6 protein-coding genes are annotated in these 21,678 nt (G+C 53.8%); all 6 read right to left on the reverse strand.

Annotated elements, in window-relative coordinates:
- Positions 1-31: 31 nt before the first annotated feature.
- From ACZ481_RS19235 to ACZ481_RS19260, 6 genes are read right to left on the reverse strand one after another with little or no spacing between them, the layout of a single operon-like run.
- Positions 32-1,153, reverse strand: a complete 1,122-nt coding sequence (locus ACZ481_RS19235; protein WP_464766952.1) for a Gfo/Idh/MocA family oxidoreductase — start codon at positions 1,151-1,153, stop codon at positions 32-34.
- Positions 1,150-2,289: a saccharopine dehydrogenase NADP-binding domain-containing protein gene (locus tag ACZ481_RS19240; protein ID WP_464766953.1), complete on the reverse strand. Its 1,140-nt coding sequence runs from the start codon at positions 2,287-2,289 to the stop codon at positions 1,150-1,152. The genes ACZ481_RS19235 and ACZ481_RS19240 overlap by 4 nt, the downstream gene beginning before the upstream one ends.
- Positions 2,289-7,832: an amino acid adenylation domain-containing protein gene (locus ACZ481_RS19245; protein ID WP_464766954.1), complete on the reverse strand. Its 5,544-nt coding sequence runs from the start codon at positions 7,830-7,832 to the stop codon at positions 2,289-2,291. Before ACZ481_RS19245 ends, ACZ481_RS19240 begins: the two co-directional genes overlap by 1 nt.
- Positions 7,829-19,018: an amino acid adenylation domain-containing protein gene (locus tag ACZ481_RS19250; protein ID WP_464766955.1), complete on the reverse strand. Its 11,190-nt coding sequence runs from the start codon at positions 19,016-19,018 to the stop codon at positions 7,829-7,831. The genes ACZ481_RS19245 and ACZ481_RS19250 overlap by 4 nt, the downstream gene beginning before the upstream one ends.
- Positions 19,015-20,637 carry a (2,3-dihydroxybenzoyl)adenylate synthase gene (locus ACZ481_RS19255; protein ID WP_464766956.1) on the reverse strand — a complete coding sequence of 541 codons (1,623 nt, stop codon included), beginning with the start codon at positions 20,635-20,637 and terminating at the stop codon, positions 19,015-19,017. Before ACZ481_RS19255 ends, ACZ481_RS19250 begins: the two co-directional genes overlap by 4 nt.
- Entirely contained in the window at positions 20,634-21,665 is a 1,032-nt protein-coding gene (locus tag ACZ481_RS19260; RefSeq protein WP_464766957.1) for a methyltransferase, read from the reverse strand. Before ACZ481_RS19260 ends, ACZ481_RS19255 begins: the two co-directional genes overlap by 4 nt.
- Between the last annotated feature and the right edge of the window lie 13 nt (positions 21,666-21,678).

Genomic DNA, 21,678 nt, shown 5'->3' on the forward strand with positions numbered 1-21,678 from the left:
TATCCTGAACCTGCTTGTAATCCCCGGTGGCTTACTTTCCCTTGTTTTGCCTGACTGGCCCGTTTTCACTTGCCGCAGCCTGAAGAATAGCCAGGGTTACAGGCTTGGGCGCCTGAGCGGTAATAAGCTGCACCGGCCCTATTTTTTGGCTGATATCCTGCCAAACCTGGCAGGCTGTTAACTGATACTGAGCTAACCTCTTATCATTTTCCCGGGAAAGAATTGCTGTCCGGAAACGGGACAAAGAACGCTTAATACTCTCAGGCCACCAACTGGCAAGAGCCGTCCTGAACGATTCATGCTTGTAAGGTGTCACCAACTCTGTTATCGCCAGATCCAGCAGGGGATCGGCACTATCCAGGTCAGGCACGCCGTCTGCCCGGCGGGCCACATGCATACGCGGACTCCATAAAACGAGCCCCTGCGAATCGGTCATCATCAGATTGCCGCTATTCGTGCCGATAACGATGCGATGCAGCAAATGCGTGTAATTGTCGGGGTCAACCGGATTAAGCTGGTTTTGCACTTGCAATGTTATGGGAATTCCTTTAATTTGCCCGCTTAGGGAACAAAACGGTGCTGCGGAAGAAGGATTGGACGCAGCCAGGAAAAACCATGGCCTAAACCCACCCAGTGACTGTCCTAAAATATCGACAAGAGGGAAAAGCACTTGAATACTGCACGCGGCGTCAATATAGCTGGCTTCAGTTTGCTGCAGGACCTGGCGGGCCGTAGTGATAAAATTGCGGACAATTTCAAGATCCGGATAAAAACTGTTCAGGTGATAGCAGCAGCCGGCTTTCCGCGCGCTGCGCAGGCATTTCACCAGCTCATCATGGTGCACCGGCTGTTCCTGCAGCACATGAATTCCTTTCAGCAATAAATTGTTAGCCAGGTCAGTGCCCTGGCCGCCTACGACGGTTGACCTGACAACAACGCACGCCATATCAACGCTTTCCTTTGTTAGCTGCTCTACGTCTGTATATAAAGGAACATTATATTCTTGCGCGCATTGTACCGCCTGACTGCTGCCCCGGGCCAAAATTCCCACCAGGGTAAATTCTTCCGGCAGCTGCTCGAGGCCGCGCAGATAAACCCGGCCGAAGGTTGTACCGCATACGACTACCCGCAAAGGCTTTTCCGCTTTAATCATAATATCCCCTCTTCCATCTCTTTAAAGGTGGCAGGTTGATAAATAGGCGGGATATCCACAACAACAAGACTTGTCGCCGCCTTTGTCGCCAGCAGTTTTTCCATCACCTCGGCCGGATTCAAAAACTCAAAAGCCCAGTATACGCCGGCAGCAGTCCTTTGCCGCAATATGGCCTCCACCGTTACGGCGGCAACAACACCACTCAGCCGATAGCTGCTTGCACTGCGCAATATTGCCCGTTTGCGTACTGTTTCGCCTCGCGCCTGTCCTTGAATCTCAACCATAATCGTATACCAGGGCGGACTTCCGCTTAGAGCCATTGCGGCGGCGGCGGCAAGTTCCGACACCGCTGCCGTCAGTACGGTATCCCCACTATCCACCGTCAAACGGGCGCAACAGGTTAAAATAGTATCAGCCGCCTGCTTATCAGCTACAATATTATACCAATGAGCCTCTTGCACAGGCAGTTGCCTGGCCAGGCGAGCCGTTTCCCTGTTAAGAAATCTCTGTACATAAACCTCTTCTTTACAACCGGGAAGCTCTACTTTGTCAGCGTATTTGCCCGCATTGCGAACCACAGCGCCCTTGCGCCAAAAAGCATCAGGAATGCCAAAACCGGCAACCGAGCTTAATAACAGATCTGCGCCGGCACCGGGCGAACAATATTCCCGGCCGCCGGCAAAGGCATGGAGCGAGTCCAAAACGTCAAACCCCTGCCCAGCCAGCCAGCGGGGCAGAATTCCGGATAATCCCGGAAAACTGCCTGCTGATAATACAAATATACTGCTTGTGCCGACGCTTTTTTCAGACAGTGATTTTTCTACAAGATCGGCCCCAAAGGTATCGACATAATGGGCGCCCGCTGCCGCTGCCGCCAGCGCAACACGATCGCCGATACGGTAAGAAGGACCGGCGCAATTAAGTATGACATCGCAGCCCTGGCAAAAATCAGCCAATGATGTGGTGTTGTACAGATCTACCCGCACCCATTCGCCAACCTCTTCTTTATCCGCTGCTCCCAGGTTTTGCGGCTGACTGCGCTGTCCTCCCCGGATTCGGCATGACGGCCGCAGAACCTCGCAGGCTACACGCCCCAGGGCGCCGCCACAACCTAAAATTCCTATTAATGGCTTCATTAGCTTACTCCTTGTGTTAACAGGTCTGATAAAGAAGCGACATGAGGTGGCTGCATGCACGACAAATGATGGCCGCCAACGTGATGAATCCGCATATCGCCTAATACCATTCCCTGCCAGAATTCCGCACTGGATGAGTCCATAAAGGGAAAGAAAAGATTTTCTCTGTCGCGGACGCATATTACGGAAATATCACCGGCAAAGGACAACGGTTCATAGGCAGTTATCCCTCTAAAGCTATGGCAAAGTATTTGATATCTATTGAAAAAAACATTCAATTGCTGCTCTGAAATCTCTCCCTTTGAGGCCGGCAGGGTAGAATAAAGCTCTGCCAGACGTTGAGCCTGAGGCTTCGCTGCCAATTGCCGGTAGCACTGCGCTACCGTTGCGAAGGGTTCGCTTAAAGAGCACGCTGCTTCAGTGGAAATTACCCCGTTTTGCGAAGTAATAATTTCTTCCAGGGCTTTTTGCATCATTTTATGGTGAACAGTATGACCAGCCTTAACGATATCTGCGCCGACCAAAAGCCCAAAGACCCGTTCCATAAACAATTCATCATCAATCCGATAGGGGAAACGGTTACTGTCGATGACGGTTACCGGCGCTACATCGGCCCCTGCCTCCAGCAGCACTCTTGCCGTTTCAACAGCAATCAGGCCCCCCATGCAATGGCCGATTAATTCAAAGCGGCCGGTTCCATGACGCAAAAGCAAGTCAGCATACTGCTGCCCTAAGGTCACAATCAGCTTATCAAGGGGGATGGACAGATAAGCCTGCTCATCTGTCAGTGTAAACCCGGCAATCGTTGCTGTCCGTCCCGGATCATTAATTAAAGCGGGCAGCAAATTGTTATAGATCGTAAGGGTTCCTGTGCCGTCATGAAAAAGAACTTTCATGACACCGCCTGGCTCTTTCCCTTCAGCCAGGATAACAAGCGGCGTCGCCGGTCCAGGCATAGTCTGGTCTGCGCCAAAGGCGGGAACTGTTGTTTGTAATCTTAATTGGCTCCCAATGGCAGCCACGGTCGGCAGGCGCAGCACTTCCCGCATCAAACGGTCCCATTCCCACTCTTTCGCTTCCGGCAAGCTTTCCCGCATGTTAGCCACAACCTGCGCAACTAATAAAGAATCACCCCCGGCGGCAAAAAAATCTTCATTGCGCCATATGGTTTCGCGATTCAGGGCCGCCGCCCATATGCCGGCAATGCGCTGTTCCAGATCATCCTGCGGGGCCTCCCCGGAACCGGGCGCATAAGCGCTGCTAATCTCGCCGCGGCGCTTTAAAGCCGCACGGTCAACCTTGCCGTTGCTGGAAAGGGGGATTTGCGGCAATACTTCGATATAACCGGGAACCATATATTCAGGCAGTTGGGTTTGCAGGTAATTGGTAATTTCCGCGGCAGTAATGGCTACACTCTCCGCCATAAAACGGGTTATGAATATGGTTTGCCCGGCATAGGCCAGCGGGTCCTCTTCTGTAGGATATTCGCACATAATATCAAGTTTGAAATCAGAAAACATTTCCCGCCAGTTTTCACGGCTAAAAAAAGTCCAGTCGCTATTGGCCCGCAAATCGGTAAATCCCGTTGCCCCGTCTTCAAACTCCAGTCCATTAAACAGAAAAGCCAGTGAAGTCAGCAGCGAATACGCTTCCTGCGTGGCATCGATTACAACCAGGGCACCGTCGGGAACAGCAAGTTCCTTTAAGTTTGCAAGGACAGTGGGTGCATGCCGGGCATTATGCAGCACGTTGGCGCAAATAATAATATCCCAGGAAGCTGCCGTCAACCCTTGCTGCCAATAGGCCTCGTTAATATCAAACAAGCCGTAGGTGACCCAGGGGTATTCAGCAAAACGTGAACGGGCTTCATTAAGAAAAAATGTGGAAATATCAGTAAAGCAGTATTCTACCCGGCGGCCCTTCAGGAGGGGAAGCAGTTCAACCGTAGTGCCGCCCACACCGGCGCCTACCTCCAGTATCCGCAAAGGCCGGGCAGGATGCAGACGGGCATGCTGATCAACCAAGTTTAGAACCCCTTGGGCGACTACACTATTCAGGCAACGGCTGGCCAGATTGTCATTATAGGCAGCCATCGCCGTCTCCAGTTTTCCCTGGGGGAAAAACAAGTCCAGAGGATCAACTTCCCCGCGCAGCAATTCCGGCAGCCGGGAATTGGATTTTTGCAAATAACGTACAAGATCGGCTCCGTATTTAACCTTCTGCTCCAGCTCTTCCATTTCTGTTTGCAAAAGACCAACTGCAGCATCGTCCGGGGGAAGCGCCAGCAGACTATACATATCGGTATCGGCATCTCTCTGCAATAATTTTTCAACAGACAAGGCATGCAGCCAGCGCCTTAACAGTCGATGATACTTGGGCGCGATGCCCGCTGCGGTTTGGATTTCTTCCCGGCGGTGCCGGGCATTGGCGTCTTTAAATAAGCCAAATTCGCGCAACGTCTTGATAATATCCCCCAACGCCATTCTGTCCGAAATTGCTATCCACCGGGCAAAGAGTGACCGGTCAACAGCAGCCAGGGACTTTTCCCCGGCTTGAAAGCAGGCTTCAGAAAAAGCCTTTTTTTCTTCCAAACTCATGTTCATCCACGGTAACCGGCGGGCTTCAACAAAAGCTGATAACCGGTATTCCTGGGGGCTATTGCCGTTTACCATTGCTACAGCGGAAGCAATCGACGGATGATTCTGCAATACGCTTTCAATTTCATTTAACTCAATACGGTGCCCGCGGATTTTCACTTGGGCATCCTCACGGCCTAAAAATTCTATGACCCCGTCCGGCCGGTATCTGCCCAGATCGCCGGTAAAATATAGGCGTTCCTTGGTTTCCGGATGAACTATAAAACGTTCGGCCGTGAGTTCCGGATCGCCTGAATATCCCCGGGCCAGACCGGCGCCGCCAATATATAGGTCCCCAATTGTCCAGTCAGGGCAAGGTTGCAGCCTGGCGTTGAGAACATAAAAACGTTGATTGGTAAGGGGTTTACCATAAGGGATGCGTTTTGCGCCTGCCGGCACAGCCTCTAACGGGTGGAAAATTGACCAAATTGCTGCTTCTGTAGCCCCGCCAAGACTGACGCCCTTAACGCCTGGGCAATGGGCAAAGAGCATCTGGGGCATGGCTGCCGGTATCCAGTCCCCGGATAGCAAAGCCAGCCGGAGAGAAGGCTTTGGCAGAGCGGGGTCGCTTTGCAGATAAGACAATAGCATTTGCATTTGTGCCGGCACTGAATTCCAGATTGTTATACCATATTGGCTGATCAATTCATACCAGTGTCCGGGATCGTTTTGTCGTTTGGCATCAGGCAGGATTAATGTGCCGCCGGCGGTTAACAAACCAAAAATATCATAAACCGAAAGGTCAAAGCCAAGGTTTGCCAATCCCAGGATTTTATCCCGGGAATTTACCTCATACCGGGCATTAATATCCTGGATCGTATTCAATACGGCACGATGATCCAGGATAACGCCTTTAGGCCGGCCGGTGCTGCCTGAGGTATGAATGATATACGCCGGCTGCGAAGGATCTACAGGCACGGGCTGTAAAAGACTATGAGGCTTTATAGTCAGCGCTTCCACCGTAATGAAAGCAAGAGGAATCTCCCCTGCCTGTTCGGCCAGTTCGTCGTGAGTGACAATAAACCTGGTTCCGGAATCCTTCAGCATCGTGTCCCGCCGGGCCCGCGGCTGGGAAACATCAATAGGTAAATAGACACCGCCGGCAAGCAATATACCAAGAACAGAGGCAATCTGCCAAAGTCCTTTCTCCAGAACCACGGCCACGTTATCCCCCCTATGGCAACCTCTGTTCACCAGGGCCTGCTGTACCGCAGCCGCATGATCCGCCAGGTCCTGATATGTAAACTGTCTGCCTGCGCTGATTAAGGCGGGGGCATCCGGGTAGAGCTTAACATTGGCGCAGAAGCCGTCCTGCAAAAGACCGGCCGGCATTGGCACCGCGGTATTATTTACAAACTTACGTGTCGTTTGCACATGGTCAGGCAAGGTTAATGGCGCCTGTTTTTGCCAGATATCTTTACCCGCAGCCATGGCTTGCAGCAACTGCTCAAAAACCGTAAAAGCATCTTCAATCATCCCGGCCGGGAAAACTCCGCCTCTTACATCCCAATTAATGTGCAGTTCCCCGCAGCGTTCAGAGGCCTGGCAGTCAATCCACACTTGCGGTGTCTGACTGATTCCATAAGTAAAGCGGGCTCCTCTCATTAACTCACCGTCCTGGCAGCCGGTATCGCCTATGCCGATCATACTTGTGTACACGACGGGAATGATAACGCTCTTATTGCGGCGGCGGCTTAATTCCCGCAGAAATTCGATGCCTGACAAGGAGCTATGTTCCATATCCAGCCACAAACGCTGCTGTAAGGCCTGCACCCGTTCTAAAAAGGAACTGCCCGCCCGGGGAGCGACTTCCAGGACACTTACCTCAGTAAAATCGCCTACGATTTCATTAATTTGCGGATGCAGTTCGGGACGATTCAATACAGTGATATTTATACAAAATTCAGACCGCCTGGACCATAAGCCAATCACCTCGGCAAAAGCGGCCAGCACTGCGCCGGAGGATGTTATTTTTTTCTGTTTAGCCTGTTGGCAAATAGAGGCCCATTTATGTTGGTCAAGGTGGAAATGATGCCGCTCAAACGACACTTTCTGCAGCTTTGCCTCGCCTTCGGCCACCGGTAATTCGGGTGCTTCAGGCATATTCTCCATTCGTTCCAGCCAGTATTGACGGTCCCGCTCTTTCCGGGCGCGGTTAAACGGCTGTTTTTGCTGTGACTGCTGAAACAGCAGCAGGTCCCTATAGGTTACTTCAAGCGGTGGCAGTGGTTTTTCGGGCTGATGATACAACTGATTCAGCTCTGCCATAATTATATTGGCACTGACAAAATCAGCAATGAGCATATCAAGAGAAAAATGTAAAATGCTGTTTTCATCAGTTGTCGTTAAAAACAGTTCATATAAAGGCCACTGCTCCGGTGTGTATTGACGGTTCGAGAGCTCTGCCCGCACTTTTTGTATGGCCGCTTGCGCCTGATCAGGGCTGAATCCCCGCAGGTCCTGCGTTCGCAGGGGAGGGGGGATTACCTCTGCCAGCACTTGCTGATAGCCTTGCTTAAAGACCACGGCGCGCAGCATATCATGACGCTGAATTACTGCATGCCAGGCCTTTTCCAAGCGATCTTTTTCCAGGCAAGGCATGGTCAATTCCATATAACCATGGCAGCCAACGCCGCCAAACTCATAGATATCTTCGCGGCCTACCAAATAAGCAGCCTGTACATCAGTGAGGGGGAAAGGGGAATAACGATTTTGCGGGTCGGCAACGACAAGGGAATGATATGCATCTTGAATGTGTGTAAGCAAATGTTCTTTATAGGAACGTAGTTCAGCCCTACGTTGATCATTGAGCACACCGGCAGGAGCCCGGAAACGCAGTTGCCCGCCCTCTACCCAAAACTGAACGCCTAAGGCTTCATACTTATTAACTACCTCGGTTATCGTCATATTATTCCCTCCTCAAAAATCTGCTGTTGCTGTTCATACTCCATAGACAATGAGTCTTGCAAAGTGCGAATATTCTCGGCCAATGCGGCTATTGTCGGCGCGACGAATAAGGTCTGTAAGGACATGCCCGTAGGCGATACCTGCTGCTTTTGCAATTGTCCGATAAGACGTACCGCTTTTAAGCTGTCACCGCCACATAAGAAGAAATCGTCATCCCGGGCAGGCTCCGGCACGCCTAAGATATCTGACCATACAGCGGCTATTTGCCGTTCCAAACCGTCACGCGGAGGCTCGGACGCGTGGATTGCCGCCCCCTGATGTTGCTGTATAATTTGTTTAACGGCATCTCTGGCCACTTTGCCGTTGGCACTGAGCGGTAGTGTTGCCAAAATGATTGTTTGATTGGGGATCATATAGCCCGGAAGGCTTTTGCCCAAAAAGCTGCGCAGTGCTTCGCCGGTATTGCTTTCATCTCCCCTACTTTCTTCACGCAGCACCACGGCGGCCGCAAGGGCAGGAGGCTCGCCCACAGCCGCAACAATCACGTCCAGCACACCCGGATGCTGCTTCAAAGCGGCTTCGATTTCCCCCAGTTCAATACGGTGGCCCCTGATCTTGACCTGCAGATCTTCCCTTCCCAGAAACTCGATATTGCCATCAGGCCAGTACCGCCCCCAATCCCCGGTACGGTATAGCCGTTCACCGGTGCGGGGATGATGGATAAATTTGTCTTTGCTCCTGGCCTCATCCTGCCAGTACCCTTTGGCCAGGCCAAGGCCCCCGATGTACAGCTCGCCTGGCACCCACACAGGGCAGTTCTCCATATATTCATTAAGTACATAATAGCGCTGATTGGCCAGCGGACGGCCATAAGGAATACTTCTCCAGCCGGGATCTACTGCTTGTATCGGATACAGGTTGGACCAGATTGACGCCTCTGTGGCCCCGCCCAGGCCGATTACCTGAACGCCGGGAACCTGCGCCCTGATTTTATCCGGCAGGTCTAAGGGTATCCAGTCCCCGCTCAGCAACACCAACCGCAGGGATTGCGGCAGCCTTTCATCTCTGCCGTCAACATATTCCAACAGCATCTGCAGCAAAGCCGGCACCGTGTTCCACACCGTAACCTGCTCCTGCCGCATCCATGCCAGCCAGCAGGCCGGATCCCTGGGTTTGTCCGCTGCCGGCATGACAATGGTGCCGCCGGCAGCCAGCAGTCCGAAAATGTCATACACCGAAAGATCAAAATTCAGGTTGGAAAGGGCCAGTACCCGGTCGGCGGGACCCACGGCAAAACGCTGGTTTATATCTACAATAGTATTGACCGCCCCCTGGTGGTCGATCATAACCCCCTTGGGCATACCGGTCGAACCCGAGGTATAAATAACGTAGGCCAAATCTTCCGCTTGGACCGCAAGGAGCGGCGGACTGCTTTCCCTGTCCCTTACCGGTAGTCGGTCAACAAACACCCGTTCGATACCGGCCGGCCAGTCCATTTGCTCGTCCAGCCAGGACTGGGTAAGAACCAGGCTGCTAGCGCCGTCGCCCAGAAGCTGCCGGCGTCTCTCCGCCGGATGCGCCGGATCAAGCGGCAGATAAGCGGCACCGGCCTGCAAAATCCCAAGGACTGCCACCACCTGCTCCCAGCCTTTTTCCATTGCCACCGCCACCAGGGTATTGGGCCGCGCGCCCTTAGCCCGCAAAATACTGGCCACAACCGCGGCGCGGCTGGACAATTCCTCATAGGTCAAGGTGCCGCCGGCGGCAATCACCGCCGGCTGGCCCGGCTGCCGGGCGGCCTGCCTGGCAAATAAACCGGGGAGCGTTGCCGACGATACCGGTGTGGCCGTATTATTGGCCTCGATTCTTGCTTCCAGCCGGGGTGCGGCAACAAGGCTCGGTACGACCTCATGCCAGGCCTTTTCTCCAGCGGCCAGGCGCTGCAGCAGGTCGCAATAAGCGGCAAACATGTCGTCAAGGAGTCCTGCCGGGAACAGCCCGGCTACGGCGTCCCAAATCAAGAGCAGTTCCCCGTCTTGTTCCACGACTTGATGATCCAGCCATACCTGCGGTGTTTGCGTAATGGTGTAGACGAGCTTGCCCAGCCAGTTTTTGCCCGAACCGTCCTCGTTCCATTGCTCGACCCCCAGCGCGCTCGTAAACACAACCGGCATTACCGCGCCCTGATGTTCCCCGCGCTGCTTGGCCAATTCGCGCAATACCTCGATACCGCTGACATACGAGTGGTCTAAATCCTGCCAGAGTTGTTGCTGCAAATATCGTCCCCGCTCCAGGAAGGTCCGGCCTGACGAATGATCCACGGCCAGTAAGGTCAGGGATGTGAAATCCCCGACAAGTTCATTCACCTGCAGGTGCAGGGGCAGCCGGTTGAACTGGGTCAGGTTGATGGTAAACCGGGGGCGCCGGCTCCAGACAGCAAGCACTTCGGCATAGGCAGCCAGCAATAGGCCGGAGGGCGTCAGCCCCACCTCCGCCGCACGCTGCTTAAGCTGCTGCCAGGCTTCACGGGGCAGCCGGGTATCCAGGCGCCGGAACCGCTGCTGACCAAGAGACTCCGGCTTTTGCGCCAGCGGCAGTTCCGGCGCCGGCGGCAAGTCAGGCAAACGGGTAAACCAGTATTCCTGATCCCGCTTATACAGCACTGATTTTTTGCTTTCTTCCAGCGCCAGGACATAATCGCGGAAGGACAGGTTAAGCAAAGTCAGCGGTCCCGCTGGTTCGTGGTAAAGCCGGGTCCATTCCCGGAGAAGGTGAAACATGCTCCACCCGTCAAAAATCAAGTTGTCAAAGCTTATATGCAGTCGTACACAATTTTCACCAAACCGGGAGGCCCGCACATCAAACAATGGCCACTCGTCGGTAGCAAGCACCTGGTGGGACATTTCTTCCCGCGTATTTTGCAGCCCGGCCGCAACCGCCTCCGGACTTTTGCCCCGCAAATCGAGGACTCTGATGTGGTAGAGAGGAACCTGGGCCAAAATCTGCTGGTGCTGACCGTCGGGCAATGCCACCGCCCTCATCATGCCGTGATAGTCAATCAGGCGCTGCCAGGTTTTATTAAGCCGCTTAAGATCCAGATCAAGCCCTTCCAGTTCAAAGTAGCAATGGGTGGCTACATTGCCTAGGGCATAGACGCCGCTGCGGCCAACCCAGTAGGCTTGTTGGATATCGGTCAGCGGGAAAGGAAGGCGCCACTGCTCAGGCGCGGGCACGATCTGCGGCAGGCGGGAACCGGCCTCTGCCGCTGGTTTTTCCATCAGCGCCTGAATATGCTCAGCCAGTTCGGCGATGGTCGGCCCGGCGAAAATGCTGCCCAGGGACAGTTCAACCGCCAGCTCCGCCCGTACCATGGTGCTCAGCCTGGTTGCCAGTAAAGAGTCACCGCCCAGTTCGAAAAAGCTGTCGTTAATATCGATCGACTCAGTTCCCAGCAACCGGCGCCAGATACCCGCAAGCGCTGCTTCCAGCGGTGTCCGCGGCGCGGTCAATGGCTTCTCCGGCTGGGCCTTTTGCCCATACTCCGGGGCTGGCAGCGCTTGCCGGTCAAGCTTGCCGTTAGCCGTTAGCGGCAGTTCCTGCAAAAGTATAAAAGCAGACGGGACCATGTAGGCAGGCAGCTTTACACTCAAAAAACCGGCTAGTATTCCCGGCTCGAAGTGTTTTAGGTTCTGCGGCGCCTGTGCTGCCATAACCTGCTGTCCCAAAACACTAGCCGGCTCCCTCTGCTCAGGGAAGACTGCAACTTCGGTAAACTGTTTGGATTGCAAAAGGCTCTGCCATTTTTCCGGTGAAAGCAGGGGCGAGCCTGCCGCCTGTCTTTCATCTTCGAAATGGGTAAAGCCGTCTTCCAGGAACCCCACGCTGATCGGCAGTAAATGGCTGTTGCGGGTCGCCTCCAGCATGAACAGCAGACCGCCGGGAGCCAGCAGATACTGGATATGAGCCAGAGCGGTTCCGATATTCCGCGCCCGGTGTAAAGAATCGGCGGCAATAATTACATCATAACTGTATGCATCAAATCCCTGATCCTGGGGATTTTTGTCTATATCCAACAGCCTGTATTCAACAAAGGCATAGTCATTAAAGCTGGTTTTCACAGCATTGATAAAAAAAGTGGACAGATCGGTGCAGGTGTAAGTGTCCTTGTCAGGAGCCAGCAAAGCCAGTAAAGACTTGGTCAGACTGCCGCACCGGGCGCCAATTTCCAGCACCCGTAACGGTTCAGGCCTCTGAGCAACCGTTTGCAGGAGTTTTTGGACAATGCTGCTTCTGTATTTGGCCCCGGGCAGGGTTTGCATAAGATCGTCAGGCGACAGAGAAAGCTCCTCGGAAAAGAAAAGTTCTAATGGATCAATAGCGCCTGTTAACAACTCGGTAGAGTATTGGCCGAGCTGCTGTAAGTAGCGGCTAAGACCCGCGGCCTGTTGTTCCCAGGCCGGATATACCCTGCTGGCCTGTGGCTCTGTCGGTAAAGTCCAGGGGTTGCTGAAACTGCCTGCTGCGTCTTGTGTTACCAGTCCTTCGCCTGCCAGGATTTCAAGCCACCGTTTTATCAGTTCACGGTAACGGGGTTGTATTCGGCAATGCTGCAGCAATGCCTCCAGAGTATAGCTCTCGCCCGGTATAAGGAAAGCCCCTGCTTTTTTCAAAGCACGGCAGATATGGCAGAGGCTTACGTGTTCCATATACTCCCAGAACACAGGGAAATCCTCATATTTGATCTCTTCGGCTAAAACCGCCTGCGCCTGTCGGCGTCCCGCCTCTACCAAAGCGGTCCAGCGTTCTGTGGTTATCTCCGGATCAGCGGTTTCCGTTGTCAACAGAGACGTCCCCTGTTCCCGGTCAGGAACCACATAGCCCACAAGCTGCCGGGGCTCGCCCATAGCCGCAACAACTGCATCCAGCACACCCGGATGCTGCTTCAAAGCGGCTTCGATTTCCCCCAGTTCAATACGGTGGCCCCTGATCTTGACCTGCAGATCTTCCCTTCCCAGAAACTCGATATTGCCATCAGGCCAGTACCGCCCCCAATCCCCGGTACGGTATAGCCGTTCACCGGTGCGGGGATGATGGATAAATTTGTCTTTGCTCCTGGCCTCATCCTGCCAGTACCCTTTGGCCAGGCCAAGGCCCCCGATGTACAGCTCGCCTGGCACCCACACAGGGCAGTTCTCCATATATTCATTAAGTACATAATAGCGCTGATTGGCCAGCGGACGGCCATAAGGAATACTTCTCCAGCCGGGATCTACTGCTTGTATCGGATACAGGTTGGACCAGATTGACGCCTCTGTGGCCCCGCCCAGGCCGATTACCTGAACGCCGGGAACCTGCGCCCTGATTTTATCCGGCAGGTCTAAGGGTATCCAGTCCCCGCTCAGCAACACCAGCCGCAGGGATTGCGGCAGCCTTTCATCTCTGCCGTCAACATATTCCAACAGCATCTGCAGCAAAGCCGGCACCGTGTTCCACACCGTAACCTGCTCCTGCCGCATCCATGCCAGCCAGCAGGCCGGATCTCTGGGTTTGTCCGCTGCCGGCATGACAATGGTGCCGCCGGCAGCCAGCAGTCCGAAAATGTCATACACCGAAAGATCAAAATTCAGGTTGGAAAGGGCCAGTACCCGGTCGGCGGGACCCACGGCAAAACGCTGGTTTATATCTACAATAGTATTGACCGCCCCCTGGTGGTCGATCATAACCCCCTTGGGCATACCGGTCGAACCCGAGGTATAAATAACGTAGGCCAAATCTTCCGCTTGGACCGCAAGGAGCGGCGGACTGCTTTCCCTGTCCCTTACCGGTAGTTGGTCAACAAACACCCGCTCGATACCGGCCGGCCAGTCCATTTGCTCGTCCAGCCAGGACTGGGTAAGAACCAGGCTGCTAGCGCCGTCGCCCAGAAGCTGCCGGCGTCTCTCCGCCGGATGCGCCGGATCAAGCGGCAGATAAGCGGCACCGGCCTGCAAAATCCCAAGGACTGCCACCACCTGCTCCCAGCCTTTTTCCATTGCCACCGCCACCAGGGTATTGGGCCGCGCGCCCTTAGCCCGCAAAATACTGGCCACAACCGCGGCGCGGCTGGACAATTCCTCATAGGTCAAGGTGCCGCCGGCGGCAATCACCGCCGGCTGGCCCGGCTGCCGGGCGGCCTGCCTGGCAAATAAACCGGGGAGCGTTGCCGACGATACCGGTGCGGCCGTATTATTGGCCTCGATTCTTGCTTCCAGCCGGGGCACGGCAACAAGGCTCGGTACGACCTCATGCCAGGCCTTTTCTCCAGCGGCCAGGCGCTGCAGCAGGTCGCAATAAGCGGCAAACATGTCGTCAAGGAGTCCTGCCGGGAACAGCCCGGCTACGGCGTCCCAAATCAAGAGCAGTTCCCCGTCTTGTTCCGCAACTTGATGATCCAGCCATACCTGCGGTGTTTGCGTAATGTTATAGACGAGCTTGCCCAGCCACTTTTTACCCGAGCCGTCCTCGCTCCACTGGTCGACACCTAAAACACTCGTAAACACAACCGGCATCATCGCGCCCTGATGTTCCCCGCGCTGCTTGGCCAATTCGCGCAATACCTCGATACCGCTGACATACGAGTGGTCTAAATCCTGCCAGAGTTGTTGCTGCAAATATCGTCCCCGCTCCAGGAAGGTCCGGCCTGACGAATGATCCACGGCCAGTAAGGTCAGGGATGTGAAATCCCCGACAAGTTCATTCACCTGCGGGTGCAGGGGCAGCCGGTTGAACTGGGTCAGGTTGATGGTAAACCGGGGGCGCCGGCTCCAGACAGCAAGCACTTCGGCATAGGCAGCCAGCAATAGGCCGGAGGGCGTCAGCCCCACCTCCGCCGCACGCTGCTTAAGCTGCTGCCAGGCTTCACGGGGCAGCCGGGTATCCAGGCGCCGGAACCGCTGCTGACCAAGAGACTCCGGCTTTTGCGCCAGCGGCAGTTCCGGCGCCGGCGGCAAGTCAGGCAAACGGGTAAACCAGTATTCCTGATCCCGCTTATACAGCACTGATTTTTTGCTTTCTTCCAGCGCCAGGACATAATCGCGGAAGGATAACGCAAGTGGAGTCAGAGCGCTGTTCTGCTCCTGGTAAAGCCGGGCCCATTCACTAAAGAGATGAAACGTGCTCCACCCGTCAAAAAACAAGTTGTCAAAGCTAAGGTGAAGTCGTACGCGGTTTTCGCCAAAGCGGGAGGCCCGCACATCAAACAACGGCCACTCGCCGGCAGCAAACACCTGGTGAGACATTTCTTCCCGCGTATTTTGCAGCCCGGCCGCAACCGCCTCCGGACTTTTTCCCCGTAAATCGAGGACTTTGATATGGTAAGGGGGAACCTGTGCCAAAATTTTCTGCTGTCCGTCAGGCAAAGCAACCGCCCTCATCATGCCGTGATGGTCAATCAGGCGCTGCCAGGCGCTGTTGACCTGGTCGAGATCCAGATCAATCGCTTCCAGTTCAAAATAACAATGGGCGGCTACATTGCCCAGGGCATAGACGCCGCTGCGGCCAACCCAGTAGGCATGCTGAATATCGGTCAGCGGGAAAGGAAGGTGCCACTGCTCAGGCGCGGGCACGATTTGCGGCAGGCAGGCCGGGGAACCGGTCTCTGCCGTTGGTGCCGCCGTCAGCGCCTGAATATGTTTAGCCAGTTCGGCGATGGTCGGCCCGGCGAAAATGCTGCCCAGGGACAGTTCAGCCGCCAACTCCGCCCGTACCATGGTGCTCAGCCTGGTTGCCAGTAAGGAATCACCGCCCAATTCGAAAAAGCTGTCGTTAATATCGATCGCCTCAGTTCCCAGCAACCGCCGCCAGATACCCGCAAGAGCTGCTTCCAGCGGTGTCCGCGGCGCAGTAAAGATTCTCTCCGGGTGCGCCTTTTGCCTATACTCCGGGGCAGGCAGCGCTTGCCGGTCAAGCTTGCCGTTAGCCGTTAGCGGCAGTTCCTGCAAAGGAATGCAAACAGCAGGAACCATGTAGGCCGGCAGCTTTTGACTTAAAAAGCTGAGCAGATTTTCGGACTTAAAGTACTGCAGTCTCCGCGGCGGCACCGCCAAAGCAGTCCAGAGGGCTTGGGTCAGCCCCGGATCAGCGGGTTCTGCTGCCAAAAGCGATGATCCCTTTTCCAGATCAGGCACCACATAGGCCACAAGATACTTATTGCCCCGGGGCTCACCCGCGGCTGTAACCACAGCATCACTTACCCCCGGATGCTGCTTTAGGACTGTTTCAATCTCACCCAGCTCAATCCGGTGCCCCCTGATCTTGACCTGAAAATCCTCGCGGCCCAAAAATTCAATATTGCCATCAGGCCAATATCGTCCCAGATCACCGGTCCGGTACCACCGGGAACCATGCCAATCCACAAAACGCGCCGCGGTAAGTTCGGGATCGCCGCAATAGCCCTGCGCCACGCCGGCCCCGCCAATCCATAATTCTCCGGCTACCCAGTCGGGGCAATCCCGCCCTTGTTTATCAACAACCCGATAGGCTTGGTTGGTCAAGGGACGTCCATAAGGAATAGAAGTCCACTCGCTAGGCAATGGTAACGTAACATCAAAGAAATTAGACCAGATGGAGGCCTCGGTAGCTCCACCCATGGCCACCAACTGGCAACGCCCGGCTACATTCTGCAGCCGCGCCGGCAAGTCCAGGCCAATCCAGTCACCGGAAAGCAGCGTCAGGCGCAGCGGCAGGTTTCTTTGCTGCCCGCTTTCGGCAGCGACCAGCAGCATATCAAGTAAAACAGGCACCGAATTCCACAGGGTAATTTCATATTTATTCAATAATTTTAGCCAGTGCGCGGCTTCCCGCCGGGTCTCTTCCGTAATCAGCACAAGAGAGCCGCCTACGCTCAGCAACCCGAATATGTCGTAGACGGAGAGATCAAAGTCCAGGGCGGAAACAGCCAGAACCCGGTCGGCCGGGCCAACACGGTAACGCCGGTTGATGTCGGCAATAGTATTCCACGCCCCGCCATGGCTGATTTCAACCCCTTTGGGTTCGCCCGTAGAGCCGGAGGTAAATATAACGTAAGCCAAACACGCCGGTGAAAATTCCCCGGGGTTGGCCAAAGGCGGTATACTGGCTGCCCCGGCAATATCAAGTACGGTGGCGCCGCTCGGCCACTCCCCGCTTTGCACCCGTTCCTGATCGGTAAGCACGCAGCGAATGGCTGCTTTTTTATGAATACGCTCGCGCCGGGCCAAGGGCTGATCAATGCTGACAGGCACATAACAAGCCCCTATAGCCAATATGCCGCATACCGCAACAATCTGTTCTATTCCCCGCGGCAGGGTGACGGCGACAGACTCGCCTTCTGTAATGCCATTTTGCCGGAGGAATGCCGCCACCCGTAAAGCGGCTGTGGCCAATTCGCCATAGGAGAAACAAATATTGGCGGCACTGTCAATCAGGGCGGTTGCCGGCGGGTTCCTGGCGGCAAACTCGAAAAAAGCGGTATGTAAGCAACGGCTTGCCGGCGGCACGGGCAATGAAACAGCTTGGTTCTGTCTTTGCTGCAGGGAGGCAGCAAGAATATCCGGCGAGGATTGCCAGTTATTATTATCAGCCGCCAGCCAGTGAATGAGCTGCTGATAGGCGGCAAACATCTGATCCAGCAACCCCGCCGGGAACAGTTCATCTATGCCGTCCCAAATCAGCAGTAAGCCGCCGTCCATGTCAAATAACTGAAAATCAAGCCACACTTGCGGGGTTTGGGAAATCATATAGCTAATGTCGCCAAAGGCTTCACGAAACTCGGCATTGATCAGCGGGATACCTAAATTGCAGGAAAAAACAATAGGGGCAAATACCTTTGCACCTTGATTCAGCCGCGCCATATCACGTTGCACTTTCACCCCCGAATAAGCCGTGCTGGCCATATCCTGATGAAATTGGTTCTGTAACTTTTGCGTTTGTTCCAGAAAGGATTCACCGGTGCCACAATCCGCTTCCAGTAATAATAAATTGGTAAAATCGGCAACAACATCCTCAATGCCTTCGTCTGTTGCCTGGCGGTCAAACAACGGAATATTAATTAAAAACCTGTTAGTAGTGCTCCAGCGTTCGAGCACAAGGGCATACGTGGTTAAAAGCACCATCGCCGGCGTTACCTGATACTCGGCTGATCGCTTTTTCAACAACTCCCACACCGCTGGCGCAACAAAATAGGCTCTCCTGTTGAATACAGGCCGCTTGACGTGTTCCGGATTTTTTTTCAATGGCAGCGCCGGTCCTGTTGGCATGGTTGCCAAACGATTATGCCAGTACTCTTTCGCTTTGTCCTGCGCTTTCTTATTCCGTTCATTTTCCCGCTGTAGGTATTCGGCAAAATTCCAGTTTGCCGGCGCTTGAGGCTGGCAGCCGCGCGCGTAAGCGGCAGCCAAATCCCGCAAAATAATCTGGAAGCTTTGCACGTCCGCCACCAGCAAATCAATATCAAAATGCAGGCGCGTTTTTCCGGCCGGCAACAGACTGAGCTGCAAACCGGCAACCTCGCCATTTTCTATAGCGAACAACCGATGAGACAGGTGACTGCGGATGCGCATTAATTCCTGCTCAAGCTCAGTCTGGGAGTAGGTTCGCAAATCATGTATGATGACTTGTGGTGCTGCCGGCGCTGCCAGCACTTCCTGCTGTCCGTCAGGTAAAAACCTGACCCGCAGCATCGGATGATGCCGCAATAATTGCAGCCAGGCTGCTTCTAACCGGGACAGGTCAACGCCTTCCCCATCGACCTCCAAATAACCATGGCAGCCTACCCCGCCAAGATACTGGTCCTGACGCCGGCCGATCCAGTAAGCATATTGCACATCGGTCAGGGGGAAAGGCGCCTGCATATTGGCAAATTTTATATTATCCGGCTGTTCCTTATTATGTATTAAGACAGGTTCCCGCCTATTCTGTAATAAGGACCACCACTTACCTAAAGTAGGCGCTGAAATCAATTCCGCAAAGGTAACGGTCGCTCCCATTTTCCGCCATATATTTACCAGGCGCATAATCTGCAGCGAACTAAGACCCAATTCCAGCAGGTTACGCTGATCATCAAAATCCACAGGCGCCGCCAGCATTGCGGCAATTTGTGCTTTTATCCCGGCATAGCTTAGCCCGGCCGTATCTGCTACCGCGGTTTCCCGAATTGGCTGTTTAATCATCCTTGCACACCCTCTCTCTCCCAGCAAAATTCCCTCAATTTTTTCTTATCCACTTTACCCACATTGGTAAAAGGAAAGCAGTCGACGAGTTCAATCTGATCAGGGATTTTATACTGAGCAACACCCAGTTCATGCAAAAATTTACTAATATCAGCCATTGTGATTGTGTCATCCTCAGCAATTAAAAAAGCGCAGGTTCGCTCCCCCAGATTTTTGTCCGGCAGACCGAGAACCGCCGCATCTTTTATACTTTTGTGCCGGCGGAGATAGGTCTCAATCTCCACGGGAATTACATTCTCACCGGCCCGGTTGATTTGTTCTTTTACCCGTCCTGCCAGCTGGATGTTGCCCTCCGGCGTAATTCTTGCCCTGTCGCCGGTGCGAAAAAAGCCGTCTGCCGTAAAGCATTGCCGGTTCAGTTCCGGCGCCCGGTAGTATCCCAGGAAGGTATACGGTCCGCGCTGAATAAGTTCGCCAAATTCACCGGCCGGCACTTCAGCGCCAGTTTCATCAACAATTTTTACTTCATCCGCCTCCGAAACCGGCCGGCCCTGGCAACTGCAAACAATATCCTCCGGATCATTAAGAGCCGTAAAACACGTAACCCCCTCACCTAAGCCGTACCCTTGCTGCAGTTTGCAACCCAGCCTGGCAATCAGTTGTTTGGCAACATCCAGTTCCAGTTTGGCCGCGCCTACTAAAACCACTGCCAAACTGGGAACATTCACCGTTTCATCCCACGCCAGCGCTTCCAGCCAAAGATTAGCGATGGCCGGAACAATAGCCGTAATGGTCACCTTCTCCCGATCGATAAGCGGGAATGCCTCTTCATAACTGGCTGTTTTGCTTAGTACGGCTGTCCCGCCGGCTAACAGCGTGCCGAGCACGCCGGGGCAGCAAAGCGGATAATCATGGGCAATCGACAACACCGCCAGATACACACTTTCGCCTGTCACACCGCAGCGTTTAGCCGATGCTTTGGCATTATAGGCATAGGCGGCATGAATTTTCGGAATCAGTTTGGGTGTTCCTGTTGTCCCGCCCGACAGCAGAAAAAGAGCCGTATCTTTATAGGAAGGCGGCTGAGCAAAGGCCAGGGGCGGCCCGGCGATATTGTTCAGATCAAGATTGCCGCTCTGCCGTCCTTGTCCGTCTGTTAATGTGTATTTGAGCGACGGGTGCTTTTGTCTTAAGCACGCCGCCGTTTCTTCATAATGAAAGCCGAGAAAATCTGTTGGTATAACATAGGCCACCGGTTCGGCCAGCCTGAAAATCGCATTAAGCTCCGCTTCCCGGTGGGAAGGTAAGGCCAGAATCGGCGGTGCACCGATGCGGAACAACGCAAAACAAAGGGTAAGAAAAGAAATACAATTGGGGAGCTGCACAACAACAGTGTCACCCCTGCGAATCCCCAGAGCGGCCAGACCGGCGGCAAGCCTGTCCGCCGCCGCGTCAAGTTCCGCATAAGTAAGTCTTTTCTCATCCTCGACAACAGCGATCTTGTTTTGATACCTTTCGGCCGCTGCTCTTAATTGCTCGCCCAATGTTAACGGTTCCCAATAACCGAGTTTCTCGTACCTGCATGCCAGCTGTTCTAGCTCTGCCCCGGTTATGATCACATAATCCCCTCCTCGTATCCCCTGGCCACTTCCAGTACATATTCATCGGCCGCCAGTTTATACTTTTTCTTGAGCACCAATCCGCTGTCCCGGAATATTTTTTCAAACTCTGCTTCTGTGCGCTCCTTGCCGCCGCACATCGACCAAATATACAAGTCATGCAAATATAAAGGCAAATCATCTCTGGCCACTGCCTGGGGCAGCATTTTTTCGATCACTAACAAGGTGGCGTCTTCCGTCATGGCAGCTCCCACATTTTTTAAAATTTTACACGCTTTTGCATCCTCCCAGTCATGCAGGATGCGCGACAGGATAAATAAATCGGCCTGTGTCTCAAGCGGCCGAAAAAAATCTCCGCTTGTAAACGCGCATCTTTCATTTACCTTATGTACTGTAAGATTGCGCCGCGCCTCATCTGCCACATGTTCAAGATCCAGAATTATCCCTGCGGCATTAGGATAAAATTCCAGGAATTTAGCGATGATATCACCTGTTCCCCCACCAATGTCCATAATAGTAAGCGCTTTGTTACTGCTTGTCTGTTGACGGAAATAAGGAGATAAATCCAAATGGGCGTTTGCAATCTGCATCATCCTGTTAAAAGAGGAAAACTTGCCTGTATCCTCCTGATGCACTGCAAAAATTGATTTCTTGTCCACCAGCAGGTAAGGTAATTTATGCAGTTTTACTGCCTCATACATTTTCGCCCAGGCCGGCATGCCTTCCCGGCCGCAGAATAAAACCAACCCTTGCAGGGATTGGGCAGCATATTTTGACAATCTTTTCCCTAATGAGGTCAGGGAAAAAACACCCTGTTCCACCTGTATTAACTGTAAGGCGATCAAGGGTCTCAACAGTCGATAGAGGATCTCTTCCTCGATTGTTAAGGCCTCGCTTAAGTTCGCCAGAGTCATTTGCCGCTCACAATCTAAATAGTCAAATACCTCAAGTTCACAAGCAGTATATAATACATAGGCTGTAGAAAAACCCTGTATCATTGACATGATCATGCGGTCCTGCAGTTCCATGTTTCCCCTCCAC

The sequence above is a fragment of the Sporomusa intestinalis genome (genome assembly GCF_055383785.1).